Raw genomic sequence first — 15097 nt, 5'->3', positions numbered from 1 at the left:
GCGCCAGAGCTGTCCGGGTCGTGGTCTTCCAGAGGCCTGGCTGAGGTCTCCCGGAGGGATCTCGGAGGGATCTCGGAGGGATCTCTGAGGTCTCTCAGAACAGCGGTCGCGGCAGCACCCCTTCCAGCGCGAGCAGTTGCCGCTTGGTCTCCACCCCGCCGCCGAAGCCGCCCAGCTTTCCGTCCGTCTCCACCACCCGGTGGCAGGGCACCACCAGCGGGAGCGGATTGGAGCCCATCGCGGCCCCCACGGCCTGCGCCGCACCCGGCTGACCGACTCGCGCGGCCAGTTCGCCGTACCCCACGACGGCACCGAAGGGGACACCGGAGGCCAGCTCCCGCAGCACCTGCCGGTTGAAGCCGCCCGACAGCGACCAGTCGAGCGGCAGCGAGAATTCCCGCAGCTCGCCCCGGAAGTAGGCCGAGAACTGCCGTATCGGCTCGGCGAGCAGGCCCGAGGCGGACTCGGTGCCCTCGCTCCCGAGCCGGGCCGACAGCCGGCGCAGCGCCTGCTCCCGGACCGTCCCCTCGGCGTGGAAGGCCACACAGACCAGGCCCTGACCGGTCGCGGCGAGGAACAGGGGTCCGATGTCGCTGCTCACCACGGTCCACTCGAAGCTGTTCATGGAACCACCGTACGGCCGGGCACTGACAGTGCCCGGCCGTACCGGCGCCGTGCGGGGGTTCCCGGGCGGCGGACCGCCGCTCAGCCCACGGCGTCCCGCACGATGTCGGGGTTGTTGGTGATGATTCCGTCGACCCCGAAGCCGTCGGCGCGCACCGCCCCCGCCGCGTCGTTCACGGTCCAGGTGTGCACCTGGAGCCGCTTCCCGTGCGGTCCCTTGAGGCGGTGCGCCGCGGCGACCCAGTCGGCGGTGATCGTGGTGTGCGACGGGTTGATCTGGTCGGCGAAGGCCGCGTACGACGGCAGGTCGGCGACCGCGGGCGTCCCCAGGAACCCGGTGACGACATCGGGGCGCTGCCGGTGCACGGCCTCGACCGTGGCCGCCCCGAAGCTCTGGATCACCAGCTTCCGTTTGACATGGGAGCGGTCGAGCCAGCCCTCCTCGCCCAGGACCCGCAGCGTGTCCCCCTCGATGCCCGGGTACAGCTCGGGCCGCTTGATCTCCAGCAGCAGCTTCTGATGGTTGCGGTCGACCCGCCGCAGATACTGCGTGAGGGTGGGCACCCGGGCCCCGGCCCACTGCTCGCCGAACCAGCTGCCCGCGTCCAGCGTGGCGATCTCGGCCGCGGTGAAGTCCTTGACCTTCCAGGGCGCGCGCCCCGGGAAGCGCTGCTCCACATCCGTGGTGCGGGTCAGCGAGTCGTCGTGCAGGACGACCAGTTCGCCGTCCCTGGTGCGCTGGACGTCGTTCTCGACCCAGGCGAAACCCATCCGGTCGGCGAGGTCGACGGCGGCGAGCGTGTTCTCGGGCGCGTAGGCGGAGGCGCCCCGGTGGGCGATCACCAGGGGGTCCCCGTGCCGGGCGGTGGCCGGCCCCGGTGCGCCGGCCCGGTCGGCGGCGCTCTGGGCCGCGTGGGCCCGGGGCGGCTGGTTCTGTGCGACGGGGCTCGGGGCGGCGGGGGGCCGGGCGGCGGCCCGGGCCGAGGGGGCCGACACCAGGACCGCGCCCGCGCCGAGAGCGGCGGCGGCCGTTGCTGCGATGAGACGTGCGTACACCGTGACTCCTCAGGGCGTGCGGTGGGCAACGGGGTGAGAGTGACATCCACGGGCCAACGAGGAACAGGCGAAGTGTGGCCAAAACGTGAACAGATCATCCCAGACCGCCGCAGCTGATGGTTTCTCCGGAGATAGAGCGCCATACAAATGTTTGACAAATGGTCTTTAGGTCGTACTGTCGCCCTCTGAAAAGACGTTCCGCCAGCGGCCACAGGGACCACCGCGAGGGAACCGCCGGACCACGGGAGCGAAGGAAACAGCGCATGCAAGGAACCCTCGACGGCTTCACCTATGGCCTTGTCACCCCGGTGGTGGCGTTTGTGATGGCCTGTCTGGGCGGAGCACTCGGGCTCCGCTGTACGACGAGATCGGTACGGACCGAGGGTTCCTTCCGACCCGGCTGGCTCGCCCTGGGCGCCGTCTCCATCGGCTCCGGCATCTGGACCATGCACTTCATCGCCATGATGGGCTTCAGTATCGACGAGGCCCCCATCACCTACGACCGGCCGATCACCTTCGCCAGCCTCGGCGTCGCCATCGTCATGGTCGGCATCGGGATCTTCATCGTCGGATACCGCGGTGCCACCGTGATGGCGCTCGGCACCGGCGGCACGATCATGGGCCTCGGGGTCGCCACCATGCACTACCTCGGCATGGCCGGAATGCGGTTCCAGGGCCGTGTCGACTACAGCACGCCGATCGTCGTCCTCTCCGTGGTGATCGCCGTCGTCGCCGCGACCGCCGCCCTCTGGGCCGCCGTCTCGGTCCACGGCTTCCTCGCCAGCCTCGGCGCGAGTCTGGTGATGGGCGTCGCGGTGACCGGAATGCACTACACGGGAATGGCCTCGGTCAGCGTCCATCTGCACGGAAGCTTCGGCTCCGCCGGAACCGGCGACTCACCGACCTCCCTCCTGGCGCCCATGCTGCTCGGACCGGTGGTCTTCCTGCTGCTCGCCGGAGTGATCGTGATGTTCGACCCGCTGCTGGTGATGGGGGAGCCCGGCTGGGAGAAGTCCCGCGGCGCCACCGCCCCCGGCGTCCCGGCCGGGCGACCGGTGGCCCAGCCCTCCGCCCAGCGGACCGGCACCCCGGACCGGCCCTTCGCGCAGCGGCCCGGGAGCCAGGACCCGTACGCGGCGGCACCCCCCTTCGTGCAGCCCCCCGCGGGCCGGCCCGCCGAGGGCTTCCCGCGCCGTGACCAGCCGTACTCCGACAGCTGGTAACCCCGCTCCGTACCCTTGCTGACCAGGCCCGATGCCCTCCGGCACCGGGCCTGGACCGGTCTGCGCGCCGGGCGCCGCACATCGCTCGGCCCCCGGTTGTCAGTGCGGGGTCGTACGGTGGATTCATGCGGCCCGTTTCCAAGATCGAACGTACGGTGGCGCCCTTCGAGGTCGTCAGCTCCTACCAGCCCAGCGGCGACCAGCCCACGGCCATCGCCGACCTGGAGCGGCGCGTCCGCGCCGGCGAGAAGGATGTCGTCCTGCTCGGTGCGACCGGCACCGGAAAGTCGGCCACCACCGCCTGGATGATCGAGAAGCTCCAGCGCCCCACCCTGGTGATGGCGCCGAACAAGACCCTGGCCGCGCAGCTCGCCAACGAATTCCGCGAGCTGCTGCCCAACAACGCCGTCGAGTACTTCGTCTCGTACTACGACTACTACCAGCCCGAGGCGTACGTCCCCCAGTCGGACACCTACATCGAGAAGGACTCCTCGATCAACGAGGAGGTCGAGCGGCTCCGCCACTCCGCGACCAACTCGCTGCTCACCCGGCGCGATGTGATCGTGGTCGCCTCCGTCTCCTGCATCTACGGCCTGGGCACCCCGCAGGAGTACGTCGACCGGATGGTGCAGCTCAAGGTCGGCGAGGAGATCGACCGGGACCAGCTGCTGCGCCGGTTCGTCGACATCCAGTACACGCGCAACGACACGGCGTTCGCCCGCGGCACCTTCCGGGTGCGCGGCGACACCATCGAGATCTTCCCGGTCTACGAGGAGCTGGCCGTCCGGATCGAGATGTTCGGGGACGAGATCGAGGCGCTCTCCACCCTCCACCCCCTCACCGGCGAGATCCTCAGCGAGGACCAGTCGCTCTACATCTTCCCCGCCACCCACTACGTGGCCGGCCCCGAGCGCCTGGAGAAGGCGGTCAACGGCATCGAGAAGGAGCTGGAGCAGCGCCTCGCCGAGCTGGACAAGCAGGGCAAGCTCCTGGAGTCCCAGCGGCTGCGCATGCGCACCACCTACGACCTGGAGATGATGCGCCAGATCGGCTCCTGCTCCGGTATCGAGAACTACTCGATGCACTTCGACGACCGCGGCCCCGGCACACCCCCCAACACGCTCCTCGACTACTTCCCCGAGGACTTCCTGCTGGTCATCGACGAGTCGCATGTCACCGTGCCCCAGATCGGCGCGATGTACGAGGGCGACGCCTCGCGCAAGCGGACCCTGGTCGACCATGGTTTCCGGCTGCCGTCCGCGCTCGACAACCGCCCGCTGAAGTGGGAGGAGTTCACCGAGCGGATCGGGCAGACGGTCTATCTGTCGGCCACTCCCGGCACCTATGAGCTCTCCCGGGGCGACGGCTTCGTGGAGCAGATCATCCGCCCCACCGGCCTGATCGACCCGGAGGTCGTCGTCAAGCCCACCGAGGGGCAGATCGACGACCTGGTGCACGAGATCCGGCTCCGCACCGAGAAGGACGAGCGGGTGCTCGTCACCACGCTGACCAAGAAGATGGCCGAGGACCTCACCGACTACTTCCTCGAACTGGGCATCCAGGTCCGCTATCTCCACAGTGATGTCGACACCCTGCGCCGGGTCGAGCTGCTCCGGGAACTGCGCGCCGGGGAGTACGACGTCCTGGTCGGCATCAACCTGCTGAGGGAGGGGCTCGACCTGCCCGAGGTCTCCCTGGTGGCGATCCTCGACGCGGACAAGGAGGGGTTCCTGCGCTCGGGCACCTCGCTGATCCAGACCATCGGACGAGCGGCGCGCAATGTCTCCGGACAGGTCCATATGTACGCGGACAAGATCACCGCGGCGATGGAGAAGGCCATCGAGGAGACCAACCGCCGCCGGGAGAAGCAGATCGCCTACAACACGGAACGGGGCATCGACCCGCAGCCGCTCCGCAAGAAGATCAACGACATCGTCGCCACCATCGCCCGTGAGGAGGTCGACACCGAGGAGCTGCTCGGCACCGACTACCGCAAGCCCGCGGCGCCGAAGGCCGGCAAGGGCGCCAAGGCACCGGTTCCCGCGCTCGGCGGGAAGGCCAGGGGCGCGGCGAAGGGCGGGAAGAAGGAGCCGGGGGCGCTCACGGACCGGCCCGGTGCCGAGCTGGCCGGAATCATCGAGGAGATGACCGAGCGGATGCGGGCCGCCGCCGCCGATCTCCAATTCGAGGTGGCCGCGCGGCTGCGGGACGAGGTCGGCGAACTGAAGAAGGAGCTCCGGCAGATGAGGGAGGCGGGGGTCGCCTGAGGCCGGCGGCTCCGGGCCCCGGCCCGGGGCCACCGGCCGCCGTCGGTCCCGGGCCGGCACCCCGTCGGTCCCGGGTCGGCACCCGGTCCGTCCCGGGTCTCCCGGCGGCGGGTGGCGGGTCCGCGCCGCACCCGTGGAACCCGGCACACCAGGTGTGTTGCAAGAACGACACGAAAACCAGCCAAGCGTGCCGCACCGATGACGCGACTGCGTAGGGTGCTGGGCAGCCGCCCGTACGGCCGGCGGCGCGTCGGCAGACGCCAGGGAGAAGGGGACACGCGCGTGACGGTCAATATGACCAAGGGCCAGGCCATCAGCCTGCGGAAGAGTGACGGGGCGACGCTCACAGCGGTGCGGATGGGGCTCGGCTGGCAGGCCGCCGCCCGGCGCGGTCTGTTCGGCTCGCGCACCAAGGAGATCGATCTCGATGCCTCGGCCGTGCTCTTCGCCGACAAGCAGCCCGTCGACGTCGTCTTCTTCCAGCACCTCGTCAGCGACGACGGCTCCGTGAAGCACACCGGCGACAACCTGGTCGGCGGCGCGGGTTCCGGCGGTGACGACGAGGCGATCCTGGTGGACCTCTCCCGGGTGCCCGTCCACATCGACCAGATCGTCTTCACCGTGAACTCCTTCACGGGCCAGACGTTCCAGGAGGTGAAGAACGCCTTCTGCCGCATCGTCGACGAGACCAACGGCCAGGAGATGGCGCGCTACACCCTCGACGGCGGCGGCCACTACACCGCGCAGATCATGGCGAAGGTGCACCGGGTCAAGGACGGCCGTCCCCAGGGCTACAGCAAGGAGCCCACCCCCGGCGGCTGGCAGATGACCGCCATGGGCAACCCCGCCAACGGGCGCACCTTCCAGGACCTGATTCCGTCCATCCTGCCCCACCTGTAGGCCCGCACCGCACCGCAGGCCCCGTGTCCAGGGGCCCGTCAGGCCCGTCAGGACGACCGCGTCCGGCTCCCGGAGGCAACATGGGCGCCGGGGGCTGTACCACTGATGTGGACCGCGCACCACGACGAGCACACCGAGGGGGACTTGGGGATGACGGCCGAGCTGGTCCGGGGGCAGAACCATCCACTGCCCGGCACCCGTCTGGTGATCAGCGTCTCGGCCGGTCACCCGGTCGTGGTCTGTGCCACCTGTACCGACGAGCGGGGGACCGTCTGCGACGAGGCCGTCGCGCACCCCGGCGCCCCGGCGCTGCCCGGTGTCGAGGTCTCCCGCTCCGCCACCGGCACCCCTCGCTGCACCGTCGACCTGGAGGCGGTCCCGGCCTCCGCGCAGCAGGTCAGCCTGCTGCTCGCGCTGCCCGACGGCACCGGGGGCCCGGACCGCTTCGGTGCCACGGCGGCCCCGTTCGTCGCGGTCCTCGCCCAGGACGGGACCGAGGTCGCGGGCTTCACCATCACGGGGCTGGACACCGAGACCGCGCTGGTCGCGGTCGAGCTCTACCGCCGGCACGGCGCCTGGAAGGTGCGCGCGGTCGGCCAGGGATACGCGGGCGGGCTCGCCCAGCTCCTCGGCGATCAGGGCCTGCCTCGCCCCCGGGAACGGGCCGCCCGCATCCAGGAGGCGGCCGTCCCCCGCCCGTCCCGCGCCGAGCCCGCTCCGCTCCGTAGCGGCACCGCCGCCGACGGCGCCCAGATCTCCTCACCGGGCGGCCCGGGCGCCCCGGGGCGGCCCGCGGCCGGCGGCGACCGGAGCGGCCGTACACCCGCACCCGGGCCGGATGCCGCGATTCCGGAAGGGCTCCGGGGCGGTGGTCCGCCGGCCTCCGGCCCCGTGGACCCGCCGACCGCGCCGGGCGGCCCGATCAGCTACACCCATCCGCGCCGCCGTTCGGCCCCGCCGCCGCCACCACCCCCGCCGCCGCCGTCCTCCGCACCGGCGCCCGAACCGGGCCGTCCCGCCCGTCCCGTCGCGGGTGACGCCACCGGCTGGTCCATGGAGGAGCGGCTCTACAACCAGATCTGGGCCATGTTCGAGGACCTGGCCCGCTCCGTCGCGGCCTACCGCAGCGCCGTGGACTTCGCCGAGACCCGGCTGGACCGGGAGCTCGACCAGGCTCTGAACGACCCGCGCGGCCGTATCGGCGGGGCCGGGGACACCGCCCGGGAGGCCGCCCGCGCCAAGTGCCAGGAGCTCACCGCACGGGCCCGCCAGGCGCTCGACCGGGACCTGGTCCAGCTCGGCGACGAGTCGGCGGTTGTCGAGCCCGCGCTGCCGCCCGCCCTCGCCCGCTGGGACAACCCCGTCTGGCACGCCTACCGGGTGCCCATGGAGACCCCCATGGCGGTGCGCCTCGGCGACCTCCAGCTCCCCGAGGCCCCGGATCTGCTCATTCCGTTCCTGCTGAGACTGCCGCTGGAGCGCGGTCTGTGGGTGGACAGCGGACGCGCCGGTTCCGAGACCGCCATGACCCTGGACGAGCCCCAGCTGCGGAAGCTCGCCATGGACTGCGCGGTCACCCACGCGGCCCGGCTGCTCGCCGTCCACCCGCCCGGGGACTTCTCGGTCCAGGTGATCGACCCCGCCGGTACGGGGGCGTCCTCGCTCGCCCCCCTGGTCGGCTCGGGGGTGCTGGCCGATCCGCCCGCCGCCGGTGCCCGGGGCGTCACCGGGACGCTCGACCGGCTCACCCGGCGGGTGGATCTGGTGACCATGGCGGTGCGGGCCGGCGCGGCCGACGCGCTGCCGCCCGATCTGGACACCGGGGAGCAGCTGCTGATCGTCAACGACTTCCCGCACGGCTTCGACGACCGGGCCGTCACCCAGTTGCGCTATCTCGCCGACGAGGGCCCGGCCGTCGGCGTCCATCTGATGATGGTCGCGGACCGTGAGGACGCGAGCGCGTACGGGCCGGTGCTGGACCCGCTGTGGCGGTCGCTGCTGCGGATCACCCCGGTTCCGGACGATCACCTGGCCGATCCCTGGGTGCGCCACGCCTGGACGTATCAGCCGCTTTCGGTGCCGGTTGGCAGCGCCGTTCTGGGGCAGGTGCTCGATCAGGTGGCCGCGGCTCGCCGCGCCTGGGGCCGCTGAGGCCCCGCATCGGCTCTCCAAGACCCCCGAAAGACTCTTTCCAGAGCTTCTGAGAAGCGTCTCTGACCTGCGGATTTGAATCTTCCTTTACCAAGCTCTTTACCTTTGCTTGGAGCCTCCTGTACGCTCCAGTGAGCGGAGGGGAGTATTCCCGGCTGCGGCGTACTCGTCAGTACGGATCACCATTGATCCCGGGGCGCCGGCTCGAGCGGCAAGGACTGCTCGGGTGGAAGAGACCTCCGGCAGCGACGACGCTGATCAGTAGCCGTACGACGCCGGAGGCGCAGTGGACGTTTCATTGACCCTGTGGGTGCTGACCATTCTTGGTCTGAGTGCCCTCATCGGAGCCGACTTCTTCATCGGGCGCAAGCCCCATGATGTTTCGATCAAGGAAGCCGGAATCTGGACCATCGTCTGGATCGTCCTTGCCGTGATCTTCGGCATCGGTCTGGCGATCTTCGGCAACAGCCAGGCCTCGGGCGAGTTCTTCGCCGGCTTCATCACCGAGAAATCCCTCAGCGTCGACAACCTCTTCGTCTTCGTTCTGATCATGGCGAAGTTCTCGGTGCCCTCCCACCTCCAGCAGCGGGTGCTGCTGATCGGTGTGCTCATCGCGCTGGTCCTGCGGGCCATCTTCATCGCGGCCGGCGCGGCGATCATCGCCAACTTCTCGTGGGTCTTCTACATCTTCGGCGCGTTCCTGATCTACACCGCCTGGAAGCTCATCCAGGAGGCGCGCTCCGACGACGAGGAAGAGGACTGGGAGGAGAACCGCCTCCTCAAGTCCATCGAGAAGAAGTTCGGCGTCGCCGACCAGTACCACGGCACGAAGCTGTTCATCCAGAAGAACGGCAAGCGCATCATGACCCCGCTGATGGTGGTCATGCTCGCCATCGGCACCACCGATGTGCTCTTCGCGCTGGACTCGATCCCGGCGATCTTCGGTCTGACCCAGGACCCGTACATCGTCTTCACAGCCAACGCGTTCGCCCTGATGGGTCTGCGTCAGCTGTACTTCCTCATCGGCGGACTGCTCAAGAAGCTGGTCCACCTCAGCTACGGCCTCTCGGCGATCCTCGGCTTCATCGGCGTCAAGCTGGTGTTGCACGCACTCCACGAGAGCGGCGTGCACGTCCCGGAGATCTCGATTCCGTTCTCCCTCACGGTCATCGGCGGTGTGCTCATCATCACCACGATCACCAGCCTCATCGCCTCCAAGAAGCAGCGGGAGCGCGAGCTGGCCGAGGGCGGCGGCAACGACGACGGCCCCGGCGACACCCCGAAGGACAAGAACAGCGTCGAAGCCTGACGCACGGTTCCCGGTGGGGGCGGACGGCCTTGCGGCTGTCCGCCCCCCACCGGCGTTTCCGGGTGCCGCCGCCCGGGGAGCCGTCTCAGCCGCCCGCCCCGGTTCCGCGCGGCTGATACGCGCGACAGGCCTTCATGGCCTTCTCCATGGCGGCCCGCCTGCTCTGCTCGCGCTGCTGTCTGAGGGTCAGCCGGCCGTCCACGGGGTCGTCCATGGCTATTCCGTTGCTCCTCATGCACCGGGCGAACCGGAGGCCTCGCTCCTGAGGGTCCGGACTCGGCTCGGCGCTGGGGCCACCGCCCCCGCCCTCTCCCTCGCCGGAAGCGCGGCCGGAGGCTCCTCCGGTGGCTTCCCCCGAGGTCCGGTCGGGGGAGGGCGCCCCGCCCGGTCCGCCGCCGTCCGACCCACAGCCGGTCACGGTCACCGCCAGCACCAGCGGCAGCGCCGCCAGGGCGGTACGGGTGCGTCTTCCCATCGGTTGTCTCCTCGCCCGGGCCGGTGGGACTCCGGCCGCTCGGCTCCGATACAACGCACCGCGCGGTTTCCTCCCCGTTTCCTTCTCCCGCGTCCCGCCCGCGAGGAGCGCGGCGGGACGGCACCGGTCACCGCCGTGACCGGGGGAGGGGGCCGCGGATCACCAGCCCCGGGCGCGCCACTCGGGCAGCCGGGGCCGCTCGGCGCCCAGCGTGGTGTCCCTGCCGTGCCCCGGATAGACCCAGGTCTCGTCCGGCAGCACGGCGAAGAGCTTCTCCTCCACCCCGCCGAGCAGCTCGGCGAAGGCGGCCGGGTCCTCGCGGGTGTTGCCGACACCGCCGGGGAAGAGGCAGTCGCCGGTGAAGACATGCGGATGGCCGTGGGGATCGTCGAAGATCAGCACGATCGAGCCCGGAGTGTGGCCCACGAGATGCCGCGCGGTCAGCTCGACCCGGCCGACGCGCAGGACATCGCCGTCGTGGACCGGGACATCCGTCGGAACGGGGATGCCCTCGGCGTCGTACGCCCCCGCATGGGTGCGGGCGCCGGTCGCGGCGACCACCTCGGCGAGCGCCTGCCAGTGGTCGCCGTGGCGGTGGGTGGTGACCACGGAGGCGATGGAGTCCGCCCCGATCAGGGTCAGCAGGGTGTGCGCGTCGTTGGCCGCGTCGATCAGCAGCTGCTCACCGGTGGCCCGACAGCGCAGCAGATAGGCGTTGTTGTCCATCGGGCCCACCGAGACCTTGGAGATCATCAGATCGGTCAGCTCGTGCACATCCGCGGGGCCACCGGGGTTCACCACTCCGCTGTACGTCATGGGGGCAGCCTATAGCGGGGGGAGCGCGGGCAGCCCGGCTTCCGGGGCGCCGGTGCGGATCGCCGGCTCCGCTCCGAAGCCGCGGCCGGCGAGCCAGCCGACCAGCGCCGCCGGGGTGCCGCTGACGGTCACCGGATCGCCCGTCGCGCCGCCGGTGAACCAGTCGTCCGGCTCGCCCGGGGCGACGAGCCTCACCGGCGGGACCTCGGGATGACCGGCGAAGCGGGCGGTGAGGAAGGCGATCTCGCGCAGCAGGAAGTCCCGGGGGAGGTCCTCCAGTTCATAGCCGATGTCCAGATCGACATGGTGCAGCTCGACCTCGACCAGCCTGCGGAAGGGGACGCGGGCCGCCGTGTCCGTGACGCCGTTGCGCAGAGTGAGCGTACGGTTCCAGTCGGCAGGGAGCGCGGACACGGCCCTCAGCCGGGCGTCGCTGTCGAGCAGATCGGCGAGCTGGACATCGAGGGGGCGGGCCGCGCCCTGCTCGATCTCCTCCTCCCGGGCGGCGGCGCTCGCGTACATCGGACGGCCCTGGAGCACCCGGGCGATGGCGTCGGCGTTGCGGGAGACATGGGCCAGCACATGGCCCCGGGACCAGCCGGGCAGACGGGAGGGACCGGCGAGGCGGGCGCTGTCCAGCCCGGCGACCGCGGTGAGGAGTCGCTCGGTGGCCGTGCGTACGGATTCCAGGTCGCGCTGGTAGTCGATCATGCGGCCGACGATAGTCCCGCCACACGATCGGGTGAAGGTGGCCGTCGGCCACCGTAATTCGAATGTGCGTGCTATAGCCTGGAGCGAGGCATCCTTGGTCATACGCTGGAACAGTCCGCCCCTTCCCCCGGGTCGCCCCGGAACGGGCCGGGGCCGTGCTGCCTCCCTGTGATCGACCTGGCTGACCCTGCGTCCCGCCATGACTTCCCAGGAATTTTTCAGGACCTTTCAGGCTTTTCACCAATCTCAGGACCTTCCAGAGTTTCTCCCCCAGATCCTCAAGAACCAGACCCTCAAGAAAGGTGCGGACCCGGCGTGGCCGACCGTCTCATCGTCCGTGGCGCTCGCGAGCACAACCTCAAGAACGTCTCGCTCGACCTTCCCCGCGACTCCCTCATCGTGTTCACGGGGCTCTCGGGGTCGGGCAAGTCCTCGCTCGCCTTCGACACGATCTTCGCCGAGGGCCAGCGCCGCTATGTGGAATCCCTGTCGTCGTACGCCCGCCAGTTCCTGGGGCAGATGGACAAGCCGGACGTCGACTTCATCGAGGGACTCTCCCCGGCGGTCTCCATCGACCAGAAGTCGACCTCGCGCAACCCGCGCTCGACGGTCGGCACCATCACCGAGGTGTACGACTACCTCCGGCTGCTCTTCGCCCGGATCGGCAAGCCGCACTGTCCCGAGTGCGGCCGGCCCATCTCCCGCCAGTCGCCGCAGGCCATCGTGGACAAGGTGCTGGAGCTGCCGGAGGGCAGCCGCTTCCAGGTGCTCTCGCCGCTGGTGCGGGAGCGCAAGGGCGAGTTCGTCGATCTTTTCGCGGACCTCCAGACCAAGGGCTACAGCCGGGCCCGGGTCGACGGGCTGACGATCCAGCTCGCCGAGCCGCCCGCGCTGAAGAAGCAGGAGAAGCACACCATCGAGGTGGTCGTCGACCGCCTCACCGTCAAGGACGGCGCCAAGCGGCGGCTCACCGACTCGGTGGAGACCGCGCTCGGCCTCTCCGGCGGCATGGTCGTGCTCGACTTCGTCGACCTCCCCGAGGACGACCCCGAGCGCGAGCGGATGTACTCGGAGCATCTGTACTGCCCCTACGACGATCTCTCCTTCGAGGAGCTGGAGCCCCGCTCCTTCTCCTTCAACTCCCCCTTCGGCGCCTGCCCCGACTGCACCGGCATCGGCACCCGCATGGAGGTCGACCCCGAGCTGATCGTCCCGGACGAGGAGAAGTCCCTCGACGAGGGCGCGATCCACCCCTGGTCCCACGGCCACACCAAGGAGTACTTCGGCCGGCTGATCGGCGGGCTCTCCCAGGCGCTCGGCTTCGCCACCGACATGCCCTGGGCCGGGCTGCCCCAGCGCGCCAGGAAGGCCCTGCTGTACGGGCACAAGACCCAGGTCGAGGTCCGCTATCGCAATCGCTACGGCAGGGAGCGGGCCTACACCACACCCGCCTTCGAAGGCGCCGTCCAGTTCGTCCGCAGGCGGCACCAGGAGGCGGAGAGCGACTCCAGCAGGGAGCGCTTCGAGGGCTATATGCGCGAGGTGCCCTGCCCGACCTGTGAGGGCACCCGGCTGAAGCCGATCGTCCTCGCGGTCACGGTGATGGAGAAGTCCATCGCCGAGGTGGCCGCCATGTCGATCAGCGAGTGCGCCGAATTCCTCGGCCGGATGCGGCTGAACGCCCGTGACAAGAAGATCGCCGAGCGGGTGCTCAAGGAGGTCAACGAGCGGCTGAGATTCCTGGTCGACGTCGGCCTGGACTATCTCTCGCTCAACCGCGCGGCGGGCACCCTCTCCGGTGGCGAGGCCCAGCGCATCCGGCTCGCCACCCAGATCGGCTCCGGTCTCGTCGGTGTGCTCTACGTCCTGGACGAGCCGTCCATCGGGCTGCACCAGCGGGACAACCACCGGCTGATCGAGACCCTCGTCCGCCTCCGCGACATGGGCAACACCCTGATCGTCGTGGAGCACGACGAGGACACCATCAAGATCGCAGACTGGGTCGTGGACATCGGCCCCGGCGCCGGTGAGCACGGCGGCAAGGTGGTCCACTCCGGGCCCTTGAAGGAGCTGCTCGCCAACAAGGAGTCGATCACCGGGCAGTACCTCGCGGGCAAGAGGGCCATCCCGACGCCCGACATCCGGCGACCCTCGGACCCCGCCCGGAAGCTCACCGTCCACGGAGCCCGGGAGAACAACCTCCGGGACATCGACGTCTCCTTCCCGCTCGGTGTGCTCACCGCCGTCACCGGAGTCTCTGGTTCCGGAAAGTCCACGCTGGTCAACGACATCCTCTACACCCACCTCGCCCGCGAGCTGAACGGCGCGAAGTCGGTGCCCGGCCGGCACACCCGGGTCGACGGCGACGACCTGGTGGACAAGGTCGTCCATGTCGACCAGTCGCCCATCGGCCGGACCCCGCGCTCCAACCCGGCCACGTACACCGGTGTCTTCGACCATGTCCGCAGGCTCTTCGCGGAGACGATGGAGGCGAAGGTCCGCGGTTATCTCCCCGGCCGCTTCTCCTTCAACGTGAAGGGCGGCCGGTGCGAGAACTGCTCCGGCGACGGCACGATCAAGATCGAGATGAACTTCCTGCCGGATGTGTACGTCCCGTGCGAGGTCTGCCACGGCGCGCGCTACAACCGGGAGACCCTGGAGGTCCACTACAAGGGCAAGTCCATCGCCGAGGTGCTGGACATGCCCATCGAGGACGCCCTCGACTTCTTCGAGGCCGTTCCGACGATCGCCCGCCATCTGAAGACGCTCCACGAGGTGGGGCTCGGCTATGTGCGGCTGGGGCAGTCCGCCCCGACGCTCTCGGGCGGCGAGGCGCAGCGGGTGAAGCTCGCCAGCGAACTCCAGAAGCGCTCCACGGGCCGCACGGTCTACGTCCTGGACGAGCCGACGACCGGTCTGCACTTCGAGGACATCAGCAAGCTCATCACCGTTCTCTCCGGCCTGGTCGACAAGGGCAACACGGTGATCGTCATCGAGCACAACCTCGATGTCATCAAGACCGCGGACTGGGTCGTGGACATGGGTCCCGAAGGCGGCAGCGGCGGTGGTCTGGTGATCGCCGAGGGCACGCCCGAGGAGGTCGCGGGGGTGCCGGCCAGCCACACCGGCAAGTTCCTGCGGGACATCCTCGACCCGGAGCGGGTCAGTGACGCGGGCGGCTCACCGAGGCCCGCGGCCGGCCGCAAGCCCGCGCGGAAGACGGAGGCCAAGAAGACGGCGGCGCGGAAGACGGCAGCCACCGCCACCGCCGCCACCGGCCGGACGGCCGCCAAGAAGGCCGCGGTGAACAACACCGCCGTCAAGAAGGCCCCCGGCACCGCCGCGAAGAAGGCGGCGGTGAAGAAGACCGCGGCCAAGGGCGCCGCCAAGAAGACGGCGACGGCCCGCGCCCGGAAGGCCTGAGGCCACCGTGCCCCGAGGCGTACCGGACCATCCGTCCGGTACGCCCCGGAGGCCGGGTCCGGTGTCCGGGTCCTCCCGGTCTCCGGGCCCCGGCGCGAGGGTTCTCCCGGGCCCCATGCCAGGGCCCGGAGGGCACGAAGGA

General features: G+C 70.2%; 11 protein-coding genes. 6 read left to right on the top strand and 5 right to left on the bottom strand.

From position 1 onward, the window contains the following. Positions 1–94: 94 nt before the first annotated feature. Together ABT122_RS11840 and ABT122_RS11835 are read right to left on the bottom strand one after the other, a co-directional pair. The gene (locus tag ABT122_RS11840; protein WP_351549114.1) at positions 95–625 is read right to left on the bottom strand and encodes a methylated-DNA--[protein]-cysteine S-methyltransferase; all 531 of its coding nucleotides are present in this window, start codon (positions 623–625) and stop codon (positions 95–97) included. An 80-nt stretch (positions 626–705) separates the two neighbouring features. Next, positions 706–1680, bottom strand: a complete 975-nt coding sequence (locus tag ABT122_RS11835; protein WP_351549112.1) for a glycerophosphodiester phosphodiesterase — start codon at positions 1678–1680, stop codon at positions 706–708. A gap of 263 nt (positions 1681–1943) precedes the next feature. Between ABT122_RS11835 and ABT122_RS11830 the strand changes: the two genes are divergently transcribed. The 5 genes from ABT122_RS11830 to ABT122_RS11810 all read left to right on the top strand — a co-directional run bounded on the left by ABT122_RS11830 (position 1944) and on the right by ABT122_RS11810 (position 9530). After that, complete coding sequence (locus ABT122_RS11830; RefSeq protein ID WP_351549109.1) at positions 1944–2903, top strand: MHYT domain-containing protein; 960 nt, start codon at positions 1944–1946, stop codon at positions 2901–2903. A 125-nt stretch (positions 2904–3028) separates the two neighbouring features. Further along, positions 3029–5170 carry an excinuclease ABC subunit UvrB gene (gene uvrB, locus ABT122_RS11825; protein ID WP_351549106.1) on the top strand — a complete coding sequence of 714 codons (2142 nt, stop codon included), beginning with the start codon at positions 3029–3031 and terminating at the stop codon, positions 5168–5170. Positions 5171–5452: 282 nt separating this feature from the next. Then, positions 5453–6070 carry a TerD family protein gene (locus tag ABT122_RS11820; protein WP_351549189.1) on the top strand — a complete coding sequence of 206 codons (618 nt, stop codon included), beginning with the start codon at positions 5453–5455 and terminating at the stop codon, positions 6068–6070. A 150-nt stretch (positions 6071–6220) separates the two neighbouring features. After that, complete coding sequence (locus ABT122_RS11815) at positions 6221–8221, top strand: TerD family protein (RefSeq protein ID WP_351549187.1); 2001 nt, start codon at positions 6221–6223, stop codon at positions 8219–8221. 286 nt (positions 8222–8507) lie between these two features. Then, positions 8508–9530 (top strand): TerC family protein, encoded by a 1023-nt coding sequence (locus ABT122_RS11810; protein WP_351549103.1) that lies wholly within the window; start codon positions 8508–8510, stop codon positions 9528–9530. Positions 9531–9615: 85 nt separating this feature from the next. Here the strand turns inward: ABT122_RS11810 and ABT122_RS11805 are convergent, their stop codons facing one another. The 3 genes from ABT122_RS11805 to ABT122_RS11795 form a co-directional block, all read right to left on the bottom strand. Next, a complete protein-coding gene (locus ABT122_RS11805) occupies positions 9616–10005 on the bottom strand; it encodes a hypothetical protein (RefSeq protein ID WP_351549100.1) in 390 nt (129 codons plus the stop codon). A 159-nt stretch (positions 10006–10164) separates the two neighbouring features. Further along, the gene (locus ABT122_RS11800; RefSeq protein ID WP_351549097.1) at positions 10165–10821 is read right to left on the bottom strand and encodes an MBL fold metallo-hydrolase; all 657 of its coding nucleotides are present in this window, start codon (positions 10819–10821) and stop codon (positions 10165–10167) included. A 9-nt stretch (positions 10822–10830) separates the two neighbouring features. Further along, the gene (locus tag ABT122_RS11795) at positions 10831–11532 is read right to left on the bottom strand and encodes a maleylpyruvate isomerase family mycothiol-dependent enzyme (RefSeq protein ID WP_351549094.1); all 702 of its coding nucleotides are present in this window, start codon (positions 11530–11532) and stop codon (positions 10831–10833) included. A gap of 315 nt (positions 11533–11847) precedes the next feature. Here ABT122_RS11795 and uvrA point away from each other — a divergent pair, with 315 nt between their 5' ends. Next, positions 11848–14955 (top strand): excinuclease ABC subunit UvrA, encoded by a 3108-nt coding sequence (uvrA, locus tag ABT122_RS11790; RefSeq protein ID WP_351549091.1) that lies wholly within the window; start codon positions 11848–11850, stop codon positions 14953–14955. Positions 14956–15097: the final 142 nt, after the last annotated feature.

Origin of the sequence: Streptomyces sp. NPDC001985 (assembly GCF_040296845.1) — a bacterium.
GTDB lineage: Bacteria > Actinomycetota > Actinomycetes > Streptomycetales > Streptomycetaceae > Streptomyces.
The sequence above is the reverse complement of the archived record's forward strand: the minus strand, read 5'-3'. Positions and strand labels throughout refer to the sequence as shown.